16 protein-coding genes and 3 tRNA genes are annotated in these 15,876 nt (G+C 52.9%); 11 read left to right on the forward strand and 8 right to left on the reverse strand.

Features of this window, described 5'->3' with window-relative positions; translation table 11 throughout:
* Positions 1 to 106 precede the first annotated feature (106 nt).
* The 8 genes from KJS55_RS16795 to KJS55_RS16825 form a co-directional block, all read right to left on the reverse strand.
* Complete coding sequence (locus KJS55_RS16795; protein WP_187031032.1) at positions 107 to 952, reverse strand: tyrosine-type recombinase/integrase; 846 nt, start codon at positions 950 to 952, stop codon at positions 107 to 109.
* 88 nt (positions 953 to 1,040) lie between these two features.
* Positions 1,041 to 1,253, reverse strand: a complete 213-nt coding sequence (locus KJS55_RS16800) for a hypothetical protein (RefSeq protein ID WP_187031033.1) — start codon at positions 1,251 to 1,253, stop codon at positions 1,041 to 1,043.
* A 783-nt stretch (positions 1,254 to 2,036) separates the two neighbouring features.
* Positions 2,037 to 2,864 (reverse strand): carbon-nitrogen hydrolase family protein, encoded by an 828-nt coding sequence (locus KJS55_RS16805; RefSeq protein WP_187031034.1) that lies wholly within the window; start codon positions 2,862 to 2,864, stop codon positions 2,037 to 2,039.
* A gap of 58 nt (positions 2,865 to 2,922) precedes the next feature.
* Positions 2,923 to 3,045, reverse strand: a complete 123-nt coding sequence (locus KJS55_RS17545; RefSeq protein WP_256316018.1) for a hypothetical protein — start codon at positions 3,043 to 3,045, stop codon at positions 2,923 to 2,925.
* A 16-nt stretch (positions 3,046 to 3,061) separates the two neighbouring features.
* Complete coding sequence (locus KJS55_RS16810; RefSeq protein WP_187031035.1) at positions 3,062 to 4,561, reverse strand: sodium:solute symporter family transporter; 1,500 nt, start codon at positions 4,559 to 4,561, stop codon at positions 3,062 to 3,064.
* A 304-nt stretch (positions 4,562 to 4,865) separates the two neighbouring features.
* Positions 4,866 to 6,371, reverse strand: coding sequence for a sigma-54 interaction domain-containing protein (locus KJS55_RS16815; protein ID WP_187031036.1), 1,506 nt, complete (start codon positions 6,369 to 6,371; stop codon positions 4,866 to 4,868).
* A 436-nt stretch (positions 6,372 to 6,807) separates the two neighbouring features.
* Positions 6,808 to 7,164 (reverse strand): nuclear transport factor 2 family protein, encoded by a 357-nt coding sequence (locus tag KJS55_RS16820; protein WP_187031038.1) that lies wholly within the window; start codon positions 7,162 to 7,164, stop codon positions 6,808 to 6,810.
* Between the two features lie 180 nt (positions 7,165 to 7,344).
* Positions 7,345 to 7,420: transfer RNA gene (locus tag KJS55_RS16825), tRNA-Pro, on the reverse strand.
* A 157-nt stretch (positions 7,421 to 7,577) separates the two neighbouring features.
* On the opposite strand from KJS55_RS16825, the gene KJS55_RS16830 reads away from it, so the two are divergent.
* From KJS55_RS16830 to deoD, 11 genes are all read left to right on the forward strand, one after another.
* Positions 7,578 to 7,665: transfer RNA gene (locus KJS55_RS16830), tRNA-Ser, on the forward strand.
* Between the two features lie 16 nt (positions 7,666 to 7,681).
* Positions 7,682 to 7,775: transfer RNA gene (locus KJS55_RS16835), tRNA-Ser, on the forward strand.
* A 73-nt stretch (positions 7,776 to 7,848) separates the two neighbouring features.
* Positions 7,849 to 8,508, forward strand: coding sequence for a Crp/Fnr family transcriptional regulator (locus tag KJS55_RS16840; RefSeq protein ID WP_187031042.1), 660 nt, complete (start codon positions 7,849 to 7,851; stop codon positions 8,506 to 8,508).
* 165 nt (positions 8,509 to 8,673) lie between these two features.
* Positions 8,674 to 9,447, forward strand: coding sequence for a NifB/NifX family molybdenum-iron cluster-binding protein (locus KJS55_RS16845; RefSeq protein WP_187031135.1), 774 nt, complete (start codon positions 8,674 to 8,676; stop codon positions 9,445 to 9,447).
* A 514-nt stretch (positions 9,448 to 9,961) separates the two neighbouring features.
* Entirely contained in the window at positions 9,962 to 10,624 is a 663-nt protein-coding gene (locus KJS55_RS16850; RefSeq protein ID WP_213543907.1) for a class II aldolase/adducin family protein, read from the forward strand.
* Between the two features lie 2 nt (positions 10,625 to 10,626).
* A complete protein-coding gene (locus KJS55_RS16855; protein WP_187031046.1) occupies positions 10,627 to 11,421 on the forward strand; it encodes a DeoR/GlpR family DNA-binding transcription regulator in 795 nt (264 codons plus the stop codon).
* A 5-nt stretch (positions 11,422 to 11,426) separates the two neighbouring features.
* Positions 11,427 to 11,894, forward strand: coding sequence for a cupin domain-containing protein (locus tag KJS55_RS16860; RefSeq protein WP_228300605.1), 468 nt, complete (start codon positions 11,427 to 11,429; stop codon positions 11,892 to 11,894).
* A 13-nt stretch (positions 11,895 to 11,907) separates the two neighbouring features.
* A complete protein-coding gene (locus tag KJS55_RS16865; protein WP_213543908.1) occupies positions 11,908 to 12,666 on the forward strand; it encodes an SDR family oxidoreductase in 759 nt (252 codons plus the stop codon).
* A 36-nt stretch (positions 12,667 to 12,702) separates the two neighbouring features.
* Complete coding sequence (gene mtnA, locus KJS55_RS16870) at positions 12,703 to 13,776, forward strand: S-methyl-5-thioribose-1-phosphate isomerase (protein ID WP_187031052.1); 1,074 nt, start codon at positions 12,703 to 12,705, stop codon at positions 13,774 to 13,776.
* A 187-nt stretch (positions 13,777 to 13,963) separates the two neighbouring features.
* A complete protein-coding gene (locus KJS55_RS16875) occupies positions 13,964 to 15,121 on the forward strand; it encodes a BMP family lipoprotein (protein ID WP_187031054.1) in 1,158 nt (385 codons plus the stop codon).
* Positions 15,122 to 15,145: 24 nt separating this feature from the next.
* Positions 15,146 to 15,874: a purine-nucleoside phosphorylase gene (gene deoD / locus KJS55_RS16880; protein WP_187031056.1), complete on the forward strand. Its 729-nt coding sequence runs from the start codon at positions 15,146 to 15,148 to the stop codon at positions 15,872 to 15,874.
* Positions 15,875 to 15,876: the final 2 nt, after the last annotated feature.

Raw genomic sequence — 15,876 nt, forward strand, 5'->3', positions numbered from 1 at the left:
ATATTATGGAAATAAATGTATAGGCAAAAAACGATATTTCTCGTATTGGTTATGTCAAAATGTTGTTTTTGTCCCAAGCACAAATATGACGAAATGTTGTTTTTGTCTATAGGACCAATCCTAATCGTTCCAACATCTGAGCGTGTTCCACGCCTGTGGTCAAAAGATAGATGCGGGTGGTTTCAACCGAGCTATGGCCCAGCACATCCGCCAGACGCACAATGTCCTTGCAGGACTTATAAAAAGCAGCAGCAAACACATGGCGGAGATTATGAGGAAACACCTTGGATGGCTCCACTCCCGCCCTTTCACATAGGCTCTTCATCTCCGCCCATATCTGGCGGCGTGACATTCCCTTGCCACTTCTGGTGAGAAAGATCTCTCCAGAAGTGATTTTTTGCTTTCTAGCGTATTTCAGCAGCTTCCTGCACAGCTTATTGGGAATAAGAATGGTACGAATTTTGCCCTTCAGTGAAATATCTGCCCGTCCTGCCTGCACCGCCTCCACCGTGAGATAGCGAACCTCACTGACTCGAACGCCAGTACCACAGATAGCTTCCATCAGCAGAGCAAGACGGGGACGGCTCAGGTTCGCCGCAGTCTCCACCAGCCGCTCATACTCTGCTCTGCTTAGTTCCCGTCCGGCATCCCGGAACAGCCGCCGCTGAAGCTTCAGAAATTTTACCTGACAGTCTTCCCATCCCGCAAACCGAAAAAAACTATTGACCGCCGCCAGCATGGAATTTACCGTTACCGGCGCGTGGTTGTTTTCCAGCAACCTCTCCTTCCATTCCGCTGTGAGCTCTTTCGTGACACTCCGGTTTCCCAGCCAGATGCGGAACGCTGACACATCCCGCAGATATTTTTCAATGGTGCCGGGGGCACGTTCATTGCTTTGCAGATATTCGCTAAAGGCTAAAAGCAGCTCATTTGTAATCAGTTGTTTTTCCATGTGTTCTTTCTCCCTTGTTCAAGATACGGCTATTGTCCCTTGTGTGGGGAAGAATATACCGGTCTGCCTGGGACCGCTAATGCTCTTCCTACCTCTCCTTCATCTTGTCATTGGTAGCCCATTCCCTGGCTGTGATGCTGTTTCTTTCCTTTTCGGTCAGCTTCATGCGCAGGTCCTCTTCCAGTTGTGACACGGCCATCACAATGTGGCTGTACACAGCCTTCCGCACAGGTGGGTATGGGCCGCGTCGCTCATCACCAAACCTATTCCGGCTCGTGGGCTTGGGGAATATTGATTTCATGTTGCAAAGCGTCCAGAACAAGTCTGCTCACGTGGTTCTGGATTCCATCCTCCGCACAGCTGATACCTGAATATTCCTCGGACATGCCACGGATTCCTTTCCATGTTAAGCAGGAATCCATCAAAAAGAGGTTGTTAAGAAAGAAGTGTCGCCCTCCAATCCTATCAAATCTATGGGGATTCGTTCAGCAGAGTTCCAGAAAGCATCTGGCAATATCACCGACACAGAGAAAAATTTTTGCCAGGCGCCCCTGCGCACAGGCGGGAAGTCTTTCCACCTGATTGCGCCCCAAGCGGCTCGCCGTTTTGCCGGCAAGCCACACATTCGTGTTCGTGATTGAAGGGCATTCTCGTGTATTGGCACCGCAGCTTTCTCTTCTATCCGGAGCGCTTCCATACGATATTGGCGGACAACGCCCTCCTTTATGAGTGTTTAGATCTGTAGCACATAAAAAGAGGAGGATCTGCTGTGCAGATCCTCCTTAAAATTTTGCAGTTTTCCGCCGGAAATAAGGATAGCGAATGCCGTCAGCCTCTGCATCCCCCTTGCTTTCTGTAAAACGGAGCGCCGAACCCCATGCGGCATCCTAATTGGTGTAAGCGCCTCATACTCTTTCAGGGAACTTCTCTTCGTCGTAAAATCCCCCCTACTCTGGTACATTCTGGTCCGTGAGCCAGCCACGAATATCTTTGATATTCATTTTGTGGGCAGCTTGTCTACATCGCAAAAGAGGGATGGCGCCACTGGCGCCATCCCTCTTTTGCGATGTAGATTCTCTTGCATTCAATAGGGCTTGACGATCTCTCCATAGACGTCTGGCCTTCTATCCCGGAAAAAGGTATAGTATCTAGCCCGCTCCTTCTGAGTCAGGGAGAGGTCGATCTCTGCAGAAATTACCCCCTCCTTTTCCTCATCCAGCGCGGCGATCTCCCGTCCGACGGGGTCCATGATCTTGCTGTGACCAAAGAAGCTCAATGTCCCGCCGTCGTTCCCGATTCGGTTGGCAGCAACCAGATGAAGCGTGTTGTCAAAGGCCCGCGCCTTTGTAATGAGATCCCAGTCGTCCGCATAGGGATCTTCCCAGTTGGTGCTGACGATCAGCAGGTCCACACCTTGTAGGGCATAGCATCTGGCCACCTCGGGGAAGCCTGTATCCCAGCAGATCATGATGCCAAGCTTGCCGATCTCTGTGTCAAAGACCGGGAAGCCGCAGCCGGCGCGGCACCATCTCTTCTCGTCGGCAAAGGGATGGACCTTGCGATAGGTTCCGCGGGCTTTTCCGTCACTGTCGATCAGCACCGCCGCGTTATAGAGAACATCCGTCAGGACAGGGTCCCGCTCGGGGAAGCCGTAGACAATATGCACATGGTGCTTTCGGGCAAGTTCCCCCATCAGACGCATGCTCTCGCCGTCGGGAAGCGTTTCAGCCAGTTCCTGAAACATTTCGGGTGTTCCCTCATAGCCAGAGGTCATTAGCTCCGGGAACACAATCAGCTGCGTCTTGGGGTATTGGGTCATAACAGTTTCCACCCAAGAACGCATCTTCTCCAGATTATACTGCTTATCGCCAAGCCTTGGCAGCAGCTGCACACAGGAAACGGTAATCTTCATGTTGTCCTCCTCATCGGGAATTCCTTCCCTTGTTTTTTTGGGGCTTGTGCGTATCATCCTATTTTTTGAAAAGAAGGTTCCACAGCTCTTTCAGCGCGGGCACCGCAATCATCACAACACCCACGACAAACCAAGCATATGCCCCCCACAAAACCACGGTCAATGTACCCTGACTAATCATATTGTTACCTCCTTACTCAATTCACTGCATGGTCAGGCTCATACGCCTTCAGCTTCTCAAAGTCATACTCATATTTGCTGAACAGGGACCCCACAATTACAATGACAGCCGGAACCAGCAGCGCCAGCAGGTTCCCCACAAACCAGTTGATATCCTCGTTGGGGATCACGAAGAACGCAATCAGACCGGAAGCCAGTCCGCAGACAATGGAGAAGACGGCAATCTTCGGAGAAGTCCGCTTGCAGTACATGCCCGCAATCAGGGAACTGGTGGGTGCGGCGAACAAAATGCCGCTGAAGATGTCCATCATCAAAAGGGACTTGCCCTTGAGCAGGATCACAACCACCATCACAATGCCGCTGACTACAAAGGTGATCTTACGGCCGAATTTCATCTGCTGCTCCTCCGTCGCGGTGGGATTGACATATTTCTTGTAGAAGTCCGCAGTAAAGAGCGCCTGGGCGCCGGAAAGACAGCCGCCTCCAGTGGTCATGCCGGCCATAAACACCATAAGCACAAACATCACGCTGCCAAGTCCTCCGCCGTACACCAGCTTCATGATATAGGGAGCCGCCTCGGATGCCAGCGCCAATCCGGCGCCCTCACCCACACCCATGGAGATAACAGAGCAGCCAAACACACCGCCGCAGATGATGGGAATCGGCATCCAGGCCACTACGGTGCCGATGACATACGCCCGTAGCAAAGACTTGGAGCTTGCGGTTGCAATCGCTTTGGAATAGTACCCCTGATCCAGCAAAACCTGTCCCATGGCAACCACCACCGCGGTCAGTCCATAGCGGAAGCCGCCGCCTGAGGCCAGGGAGAGCGCCTCTGGATTATAGTTGACGTTGTCAGGATTCGTCACCACATCCACAAGACCGTTGTAAATGTTCTCCATTCCCAAATATTGAAGGATCAGGGGAACGGAGACAATCATGATGATAGAGATAATGAAGAATTGAATGACGTCGTTGAAAATAGAGCCCCGTAATCCGGCCTTGGCAATATACACCGTGACGATTGCCAGCGGAATCACCGCTCCCACCTCATATGGAATACCAAACATGGAGTTAAACACAATGCCAATGCCAACACCCTGAGCAATCAGTACATATACAATCACGCCGATGCCAAAGATGAAAAACAGCTTAGAAACCCCTGCCCCATAGCGCTGGGTAATGAACTCTGTAAAGGTTGTGCACTTGGGCATCTTTTTTCTCAGATGCAGCACCAGGGGAATCAGAACGAAAAAGGGGATGCTGTTGCCCCAGGCATAATTCAGGCCGCCGGAGATACCAAAGCTCATGCCTGCCTCCGCCGAGCCCATGATCGTGGTGGTCCACACCCACGAAACCATCACGCTGGCAGCCACCAGAGATGAGGGAATCCCCCGGCCGGCGGCCACAAAATCATCCACCCCCTCAATAGGAAATTTTTTGGACACAAATATAGAGATTCCTATGAAAATGACTGCAAAAATTGCGAGAATGACATAGCCGTAGTAATCACCCATTGTATAGAGTCCTCCCTTTTGTTTTTATCATCACACCGTCTGCGCAGACTTTTCGTGATCGCTTTTAGAATAAAAGCAAAATTTATGCCAATTTTAAAACATTCAAAAGTCTGGGTTTTTCAAGGGTTTTGCCGATGGCAACAATTCATGGTGTTCAGATTTCTGAACACCATGAATCTTCGTTTCCCTTTTGAACGCTTGGAGCGCAATGGGTTCCACTCACAAAGCAAATATGTAAGAAAATCTTGACACTGTAAGTTTTTTCTTACAGATACGTTCTACTTTTTTGAAATTATACACAATTTTATTTTGATGAAATATTATATTTTTGCATTTTATCATAAAGCGCGGTTCGAGAAATCTTCAGCAGCCTGGCTGCCATGCTTCGGTTGTTCTGTGTCAGCTCCAAAGCCCGCCGAATCGCCGCTGCCTCCGCGTTGGCACGAACCCGCTCCAGCGGAGACTCCGCCGAAAAATCCACGGGAACTCGCTTTTCCAGCACTCTGGAAACAAAGCTGTCAAAATGCTCTAGCTTCAGAGTATCGCCCTGGCAGATATTCATCGCATGCTCCAGCACATTGTTCAGCTCCCGTACGTTTCCCGGCCAGTCATAGCCCATCAGCAGCTCCATGACCTCTTTGGACACACTGCGTACCTCCTTGGTCATCTCCCGGCTGAGCTTCTTTAGCTGAAAGTTTACCAGCAGAGGAATATCGTCTTTCCGCTCCGTCAATGGGGGGATGTGGACCTCCACTACATTGAGCCGGTAGTACAGGTCTTCCCGGAAGCGCCCCTCCCTTACCATGTTCCAAAGATCCTTGTTGGTAGCGGCAATGACCCGAATATCCACCGGCTTTGTCTCGCCGCCGATACGGGTAATCTCTCGCTCCTGCAGAACGCGGAGCAGCTTTGGCTGAATGTGATACGGAAGCTGGTCAATCTCATCCAGAAAAATGGTGCTCTTATCGGCCATCTCAAACTTTCCAGTTCTTCCGCCCCGCTTTGCACCAGTAAAGGAGCCCTCCTCATAGCCAAAAAGTTCGCTTTCCACCAGGGATTCCGGAATCGCTGCACAGTTGATCTCCACCATCGGGTACTTGCAGCGGAGGCTGAGATTGTGGATGGAATGGGCCACCACCTCCTTGCCGACCCCGGTCTTTCCAGTCAGCAGTACCGTGGAGTTGGATTCACTGATCTTACCGATCTGCATCCGCAGGGAGATCATAGCTTGGCTTTTCCCAATGATATCCGTGACACAGTACTTGATGGCATGCTGCTTTTTGCTCGTCTCATACATGGACTGAAAGGTATCTTGCAGATTCAGGAAACCTTTTTCAGAATATGCCGCAATCTTATCCAGAAAATCCTTGAGCTCTTGGCCATCCGTGAAGATATCGTAGTCGATGGCGCCCACCAGTGTGCCGTCTTTGTATAAATTTTTGATTTTTGCAATGTTGGTCACATCAGACGCAAAATAAAAGCAGGTCTCGTCAAAACGCCCGCCCCTCACAGCATTCCCGATTTTCGAAGCTGGATGAACCTCACTAATGTGTTTTCCGGCCACCACATCCGGCAGCGCCCGCTTGTTATAGGCCTCCACCATGGAAAACATGCCAGGTGAAAAGTATTTGATGATTCCCTGGTTATCAATGATAATCAGATTATCAATGGTATCAAATACCAGGCGGCACTCATCCAGTGTCATATCGAAATAGTTGGACGGAATTTTTTTCTCTGCCATGCTGCCCTCCGGATGCTTGCTCTTGTGTGATATTTCTATCGCGCAGCGGGAGATGTCTTCAGCCGCCATGGATAGTACTCCTAAAATTATAGCGATTGTCCGAAAGAACGTCAAGGCGTGCTTCTTCCCGTGCTTTCAAAGGAGGAAGGGACAATATGTAGGTTAAAATGCACCGCCCCCTTGCACACCTGAGGTGCTCGCCACCCGGTGCCTGGACACCAACACCAGCCCGGCCAGGTCAGGAACAGCATAGATTTTCAGGTGCGCGAACTTGCTGTCCAGTATCATCCCGGACAATGTCAACGCTACCAAGAAAATTCCAAGGGCGCAAGGGAGGCCGTTCATCACGGGGGACTGCGCCGTGTTCCAGAGCTGCTTATTGGAAGATCGGCAGCTTTAAGACTGGAGCCGGCTCCTATAGCAGGAAAAGAAGGCGCGGCAGGGACATCAAAAAATGATGTCTCCGCCGCGCCTAGCCACTGATACGAATTGGAAATCCGCAAATTTACTCCACAGGTAAATTGTGTTGTTTCAAGAAAGACAGTTTATCCCAGTAACCTCGTTGAAACAAAATCTTTCCATTTACAACCTGGAAAAAACCACAGCCTCGCAATCCTAAAGGGTCCTTCCATTCTAAAATTGCCCATTGCCCATCTTCAAATATATTTTCTACAATGGCAGTCATGTCTGCGGCAGCAAATTCTTCTTTGAACATTGAGTGAATGGCTTCAATTCCTACGACGGGAGCATTTGTTACTTGGTGGTTTGTTGCATTTTCATGATAAAGACTGGTAATTGTTTCTACATCATGATTATTAAAAGCATCTACCCACTTGCATACTACTTCTTTAGGTCTTAACATAAATACCTTTTACCTCTATCACTTCAAATTGATTTGGCAGATTAATGATACCAGATTATAGGGGAAATAACAAGGGCAGAGAAATCGTTCTCTGCCTTTACTCGTTAAAGAATAGTTAATAAAAATGATAAATCCGAACCCATTCCCCGTTGGAAAAATGTAGTTCGGATTATCTCTGTTTGGTCCGAGTGGCGAGACTTGAACTCACGACCCCTTGACCCCCAGTCAAGTGCGCTACCAACTGCGCTACACCCGGATATTTTTATCAGCGTAGATAGATTAGCACGCGCCGCCTCAAATTGCAAGTCTTTTTTTATTTTTTCTTTTACTTTGGGAAAAGAATCTTGACAAACACTATTCCCTTGTGGTAAGGTATAAAAGTGCCCGCGTGATGGACACTCCTGCAACGCAATGGAGAGATGTCCGAGCGGTTGAAGGAACCGGTCTTGAAAACCGGCGAGGCGCAAGTCTCCGTGGGTTCGAATCCCACTCTCTCCGCCAAAATTTTATAGAGTCTGCGGAAGTACCCAAGAGGCCGAAGGGGCTCCCCTGCTAAGGGAGTAGGGTGTCTAATAAACGCCGCGAGGGTTCAAATCCCTCCTTCCGCGCCAAACCCATTGATATGTCAGAGCTTCTGGCATGCCAATGGGTTTGTTATTTATTTAAGAAAAGGAGCCCTATGCTATGGAACTGTGCCACTATCTTCCCTTCTTCCAAGCTTTGCCGCCAGCAGAACAGTCCGCTCTCTCCCATGCTGCCGTGAGACGCAGAGTTCCACAGGGGACCCTGTTACATAACGGATCTGCAGATTGTTTGGGACTATTGGTGATCGAATTGGGGCAGCTCCGGGCCTATATGACATCAGATGAAGGCCGCGAGATCACCCTATACCGCCTCTTTGACCGGGATATCTGCTTGTTCTCTGCCTCCTGTATGTTGAGCAGCATCCAGTTTGACATCATCATCTGTGCAGAGAAGGAGACAGCATTCTGGATGATCCCAGCCGATTTCTATAAGCGCCTGATGGAACGGTCCGTTGCAGTTTCCAACTATACCAACCAGCTGATGGCCTCCCGCTTTACAGAGGTGATGTGGCTGGTGGAGCAAATTCTCTGGAAAAGCTTCGATCAGCGCCTGGCCCGCTTTTTGGTAGAGGAAAGCGCCCTGGAACAGACTTCCCTGCTGATAACGACCCATGAGAAAATCGCGGCTCATCTGGGAACAGCCCGGGAGGTTGTCACCCGGATGCTGAAATACTTTCAGTCTGAGGGGATGGTTCGCCTCACTCGCGGAGCCATTGAGCTTTTAGACCTAAAAAGGCTGGAAATCCTGGCGCAGATTTAAAATAATAATGTGGAGTATCCAGTTATGTACATTTCCATGATAGTCTTTTCCATCAAATTTTAATTATCAGTATATGCTAAAAATAATTATTGACATATGCCATAAATATGGTATACTGAGCCAGAGAGAATTTCTTTCATCTGAACTGATCAGGAGGTGCTTTCTATCGCAAGACCCAGAAAATGCAGGCGTGTGTGTCAAGTGCCACACGCATCGGGCTTTATACCTGTGGAAATGGATACACCGCTTCAAGGCATTACGTTGACTGTTGACGAATATGAGAGCATCCGTCTCATTGATCGAGAGGGACTCTCCCAAGAGGAGTGTGGCCAGCGCATGGAAATTGCCAGGGCCACCGTGCAGCAAATCTATGCTGGAGCCCGGAAAAAGCTGGCGGATATGCTGGTGGAGGGACTGCCTCTGCGTATTGAGGGCGGCGACTACCGGCTCTGTGATGGGACGGGATTCACCCACGGCTGCGGCAACTGTATCAAGCACAGATTCCATCAACAATTTAGTAAATCCAAAGGAGAGCATGTCATGAGAATTGCAGTCACTTATGAAGATGGACAGATTTTTCAGCATTTTGGCCATACGGAACAATTTAAGATCTATGATGTGGCCGACGGCCAGATCACCTCTGCGCAGGTAATGAGCACCAATGGAAGCGGACACGGCGCTCTGGCGGACGTCCTGAACGCTGCTCAGGTGGACACGCTGATCTGCGGCGGAATCGGCGGCGGTGCCCGCGCAGCTCTCGATGCCGCAGGTATCCAGCTGTACGGCGGAGTTTCCGGGGACGCAGACCAGGCCGTAGCGGCGCTGTTAGACGGAAAGCTGGATTATGATCCCAATGTCGTGTGCAATCACCACGGTGAGGGACACCACGAAGGCAGCTGTGGAGAACATCACTGCGGAGAGCACCACTGTGGAGAATGACGACCGAACGCAGAGGGAGGAGCTACCTATTGGCAGCTCCTCTTTTCTTTTGGCACCTTCTCCACGAGGGTTCTGCATCATACGAAATTAGTCCTCCTGACCGTTGTGAGGCACCCTTAACATGGTTGTATGTATTTTTTGCCGGGTACCCTGCTGCACTCACTCTAGGCCAGATTGCTGAATTCCTTTGACCTCTGGGACACAGCTATGGTACTTCTTCTTTTCAACGCTGCCGCCAAATGGATGGGAGCGTATACATAACCCCCGTTCTATGCGCCTCCCCCTCCACCGGCGGCCATCTTTTTTGTTCTTTACTTTTTCAGAGGCATTTTACAAGGGTGGCACCTCTTTTATTTCGACATTTTATGAAAACATATAAAAATACTCTTGCATCTTTCATTTGGTTGTGCTATATATCAAATTAACAAAAGGAGAAACCAACAGAACGCATTTTGTTTTAATTGGTTTTCCTTGTCGAAGTAGTTGGAATCAACTCTGGGAAGGATTGATGTGTATGGAGCTCTATGAGAGCATCCGAAATGAAATCTGCGAGGTGTGCCATCTTCTGTATGAGCGGGGGTATGTCGTCAGCAACGACGGAAATGTATCCGTCCGCGTGGAGCCAGACAAGGTTCTGATCACGCCGTCCGGGGTTGGCAAGGGCAGGATGACACCGGACATGCTGGTGCTCTGCGATCTGCAGGGCAACGTTTTAGCAGGAACCCGCTACCCCTCTTCCGAGAGTAAGATGCACTTGATGATCTATCGGGAGCGGAGCGACGTGATGAGTGTAGTCCACGCCCACCCCCCTCTCTCCACAGCCTTTTCCATCTGCCGCCGCCCTTTAAAGGAGCGGTATCTCGCTGAGATGATTGTGGGCCTGGGAGAAATCCCTGTCACGGAGTTCGCCATGCTCTCCACCGATGAGGTCCCTGACAGTGTCCGTCCTTTTGTGCAGGACCACAGCGCCGTGCTGCTGGCGAACCACGGCGCGCTGGCCTGGGGTCCCTCTCTCTGGTCCGCCTTTGACCGGCTTGAGGTGGTGGAGCAAACTGCCAAGGTCTTTTACTATGTGGACCGGATCGGCGGCGGCGTGGAAATCACGCAGGAACAGGCAGACACGCTACGCTCCATGACCGGTTTCTATCAAAAGCTGGCCGGAAAACGGGACACATGAGGATGCCGCCGAGTCCCCAGAGTCTCCTTGCCCCCGAGCGGCGCGCCAAAATTTTGGAGCTAGTGCGCCATGACAAGAGCGTGCTGGTCAAGGATTTATGTGTTCAGTTCGGCGTCACAAGTGAGACGATCCGCAAGGACCTGACTCTTTTGGAGCAGGAGGGGCATCTGATCAAAACCTATGGTGGGGCCTATATCCAGGACGGCGTGAAAAACGAGATCGATGTCAGCATCCGGAAAATGCTGCTGCCAGAGATCAAAGACGCCATCGGGCAGCGCTGCGCCTCTTTGGTGGAGGAGGGGGACACCGTCTTTCTGGATGAAAGCACTACCTGCCTCGCCGTAGCCCGCCATCTGCTGCATAGGGACATCACAGTGGTCACCAACTCCCTGGATATCGCCCAAGTCTTTTCCGACAGCGGCCAGGGAAAGCTGCTGCTCTCCGGCGGGGAGTTGGATCGGAAAAACCGCTGTTTTGTAGGCGGCAGCGCCGAGGATTTCCTCTCCCGGTACTATATGGACAAGAGCTTCGTCTCCTGCCGGGGCGCGGACCGCGCCGCAGGCATCACAGACGGCAGCGCCGTCAATGGGCGTATCCGCTCCATGATGCTCCAGCGGGCCAAACAGCGTTTTTTGGTATTGGACCACACCAAGCTCAATAAAGCCAACTTTTTCCGAATTTGTGATTTTGATGCGATCCACACTGTTGTCGCGGATGCTTTTCCAGATACCGGCTGGTGGGAATTTTTTCGTCAGAGAGGGATTCAGGTCCTGGAATCCGGGACGCAAGGAGGTTAAGCACCATGTCATATACCGCTGCACAGCTCATTGAGCTTTTGCACCTGCTCCCTCATCCAGAGGGCGGCTGGTACGCTTTCCGGGAATCCAGCGGCCAGGTGTTGCCTGCTCTGCTGGGTTTTCCCGGTCATCGGGAGAGCTGCAGCTACATCTATTACCTGCTCCAGCGAGGCGAAATCTCCCGCTGGCATCAGCTCAAGGCCACCGAGGTTTGGACCTGGCACCAGGGCGGTAGCCTGGAGATGACCCTGGGCGGCACGGGGACCCTCCCGGTACCAGAGAGCACACTGACCCTGGGGCCCCGCCTGGAGGCGGGAGAGCAGTTCCAGCGGATGACGCCTGCAAACTGCTGGCAGACCACCCGCGTGGTGGACGGGGACTTCGTTTTGGTATCCTGCGTAGTCTCACCGGCTTTCCAGGGCGAGGACTGCCTGCTTCCCTTGGAGCCTTTAGACAATGAGATTTATGAATAAAGGGGGAATTTCCATGGACCTCTCACTCTTCTCCCTGGAGGGAAAAACGGCGCTGGTCACAGGCGTAAGCCGGGGGCTTGGACAGGCCATGGCCATTGCCCTGGCAAGGGCTGGGGCCGACATTGTGGGCGTTGGGCTGCGCGGTATGGGCGACACCCAAGCCTTGGTGGAAGCCGAGGGCCGCCGCACCTATGAAATCTGCGCGGACCTTTCTCAGCGAAACGCGGCAGAGCGTGTTGCAAAGGAGGCTCTCGCCGCCTTCGGCAAGGTGGATATCCTGGTCAACAACGCCGGCATCATCAAGCTCTCCCCGGCAGAGAACCACACGATGGAGGACTTTGATGCCGTGATGGAGGTGAACCTTCGCTCCCTGTTCCTTCTCACTCGGGAGATTGCCCGTCAGATGATTTCTCTGGGGCATGGTAAGATCATCAACACCTGCTCCGTCCAGTCCATGAAAGGCGGCAGCGGCGATGCGGCGTATGTCGCCAGCAAGCACGCCGTTCACGGCCTGACCCGGGCCTGGGCCAACGAGTGGGGCCGGTACAACATCCAGGTCAACGGCATCGCCCCAGGCTACATGGTGACAGATAACACCGCCAAGCTCCGGCAGAACCGCGAGGCGGTGGCCGCCATCACCGCCCAGATTCCCCTAGGCCGCTGGGGAAAGCCGGAGGATCTGATGGGGCCGGTGGTCTTTCTGGCCTCCAACGCCTCAAACTTTGTAAACGGCCACCTGCTGGTGGCGGACGGCGGATACCTCAACGCATAATCAAACATACGTAAATTTTAGATAGGAGTGAATCCCATGTCAGAAGAGCTTAAGCAAGTAACCCACATCGACAACGTGCGGCTGGGAGAGGACGAAAAAAGTGTGGTCATCATCGATCAAACTCAGCTCCCCAACCGGACCGTCTACCTGACCCTCCGCACCCCGGAGGAGATGTATGACGCTATCAAGCTTCTACAGGTCCGGGGCGCCCCCGCCATTGGTATCTGTGCAGGCTACAGCATTTATGCCCTGGCCCGCCAGTGGGAGATCGGCAGCTACACCGAATTTGCCCAGAAATTCCACGAGCAAAAGGAGTACCTCAACTCTTCCCGCCCCACCGCCGTCAACCTCAGTTGGGCGCTGAACCGGATGGAGGGCCTGGTGACTGCCAACGCGGGCAAGCCTGTGAGTGAAATTCTGGATCTGCTCGGCAAGGAGTGCCGCGCCATCCATGAAGAGGACATCGCCATGTGCCGGGCTATCTCCGAATACGGCCTGAGCCTCATCAAGGAGGGCGACGGTGTTCTGACCCACTGCAACGCCGGGCCTCTGGCTACCTCCCGCTACGGCACTGCTCTAGGCCCCTTGTTCCTGGGCAAAGAGCGGGGCATGAACTTCCACGTGTTCTCTGATGAGACCCGCCCTCTGCTGCAGGGCGCCCGCCTGACCTCTTATGAGCTGCAAAAGGCTGGGATTGATGTGACGCTGATCTGCGACAATATGGCCTCCATTGTCATGAAGAACGGCTGGGTACAGGCCTGCTTCGTAGGCTGCGACCGGGTGGCCGCCAACGGTGATGCCGCCAACAAAATCGGTACCAGCGGCGTGGCGATTCTAGCCAAGCACTACGGGATTCCCTTCTATGTTCTGGGCCCCACCTCCACCATTGACCTGAACTGCCCTGACGGAGACCACATCCCCATTGAACTGCGGGATCCCGCGGAAATCCGGGAGAAGTGGTACGCCGAGCCCATGGCTCTGCCGGAGGTCAAGTGCTATAACCCAGCCTTTGATGTTACCGACCACACCCTGATCTCCGGCATTGTCACGGAGAAAGGGATCTGCCGCGCCCCCTATACGGAGAGTCTGGCCGCGCTGTTCAAGAAGTGACGGAGGATATTTGTGCCGGTTTTTGACGGATTCTGTTCAGATTTCGTCTTGCAATGACGCAGCGCAGATAGTATGATAGAGGTGTTCTACAGGCTTGGCCTGTTCACACAGCGGAAAATCTGTGAAACTGTTTGTCCAGCGGGCAATTTGGCTTCACACCGCCAATTCATGAGGAGGAATGAATGAGATGAAAGTAAGCAAGAAACTCGCAGCACTGTTCCTGTCCCTTGCAATGGTTCTGTCTCTGGCTGCCTGTGGCAGCGGTACAGACACCACAGAGGATGACACCACCGGAGATGACGCCACCGCCACGGAAACCGGCCTGAAGATCTGTATCATCACCACCTCCGGCATTGACGATGGTTCCTTCAACCAGAACTGCTATGAGGGTATCCAGGCCTTCCTGGCAGATCATGCAGACTGCACAGTGACCGACATCAAGGAAGGAGACTACAACAAGCTGGTTCCCACCGTGGAGGAGATGGCAGGCGATTATGACGTCTTTGTCCTGCCCGGCTTCAACTTCTCCAACGTGGGCGACGTGGCTGCCGCCAACCCTGACACGTATTTCATCGTGGTGGACTCCACCATCACCGACAGCGAGGGCAACCCCATGAGCCTGGACAATGTGTACACCATGACCTTCTCCGAGCAGGAGAGCGGCTTCTTCGCCGGCGTTGCCGCCGCGATGGAGACCAAGACCGGTAAGGTGGCTGTGGTTAACGGCATGGCTTATCCCTCTAATGTCAACTATCAGTATGGCTTCATGTCCGGCGTGAACTACGCCAACAAGCACTACGGCACCACCGCGCAGTGTGTGGAACTGCCCTCCTACGCCGGTGTGGACCTGGCTGGCACCAACGTGGGCGGTAACTACATCGGCGACTTCGCGGATGAGGCCACCGGCAAGGTTGTGGGTGACGCTCTGGTAGCCGAGGGCTGCGATGTGCTGTTCGTGGCTGCGGGCAACGCTGGCAACGGCACCTTTACCGCCGCGAAGGAGGCTGACGGTGTTTGGCTGATCGGCTGTGATATCGACCAGTATGACGACGGCGCCAAGGGCAGCGAGAATATTATGCTCACCTCCACCCTGAAGAAGATGGACACCCATGTGCAAAAGCAGCTGACCGCCATCTATGACGGTACCTTCGTAGGCGAGGACGCCTTCCTGAGCGTCTCCACCGATGGTGTTGGCTATGTCTCGGAAGATGGCCGCCAGCAGCTCTCCGAGGAAACTCTGGAAAAGCTGGCTGAGTGCTATGAGCTGGTAAAGGACGGCACCATCGTCCCTGCCGCTGACGCCACTGTGAACGACTATACCCCCGATAATTTCCCCGGCCTGTAAGCTTCAGAAAGGACGTGACCTATCATGACGAAAACCTCTGTTTCCGCCAGCATCAGTGTCAAGGACGCTGAGATTGCCAAAATTGTTCTCATGCCCGGCGACCCCCTGCGGGCCAAGCACGTGGCAGAGCGCTATCTGGAAACCCCCGTCTGCTTTAATACCGTGCGCAATATGCTAGGCTATACCGGCACTTACAAGGGGAAGAAAATCTCCGTGATGGGCAGCGGCATGGGCATTCCCTCCATGGGGCTCTATGCTACCGAGCTGTACACCCAGTTTGACGTGGACGCCATCATCCGAATTGGTTCCGCCGGCGGCCTGGTGGACGAGGTGCATATGCGGGACGTGGTGATCGCCATGGCCGCGTCCTCGAACTCCAGCTACGGTGATGCGTTCGGCCTGCCCGGACATCTGACTCCCGTTGCGAACTATGGCATGCTTGCCAACGCCGTAGAGTCTGCCCAGCAGCTGGGTGTGCATGCCAAGGTCGGCCCCGTCTACACCAGCGATCACTTCTACTACCCCACCACCGAGGTCAATGACAAGGCCCGGGAACTTGGGCATCTGGCTGTTGAAATGGAGACCGCCGGCCTCTATTGGACCGCCGCCGCCTGCCATAAGAAAGCGCTGAGCATCCTGACCATCTCCGATCATATCTATACGGGAGAGGCACTTTCTGCCGAAGACCGGCAGGAGTCCTTCCATGAGATGATGGAAGTGGCGTTGGAGACTGCCTGGCGGTGCGTTGAATAAAC

Source organism: Pusillibacter faecalis (assembly GCF_018408705.1).
In the GTDB taxonomy this organism is placed as follows: domain Bacteria; phylum Bacillota; class Clostridia; order Oscillospirales; family Oscillospiraceae; genus Oscillibacter; species Oscillibacter faecalis.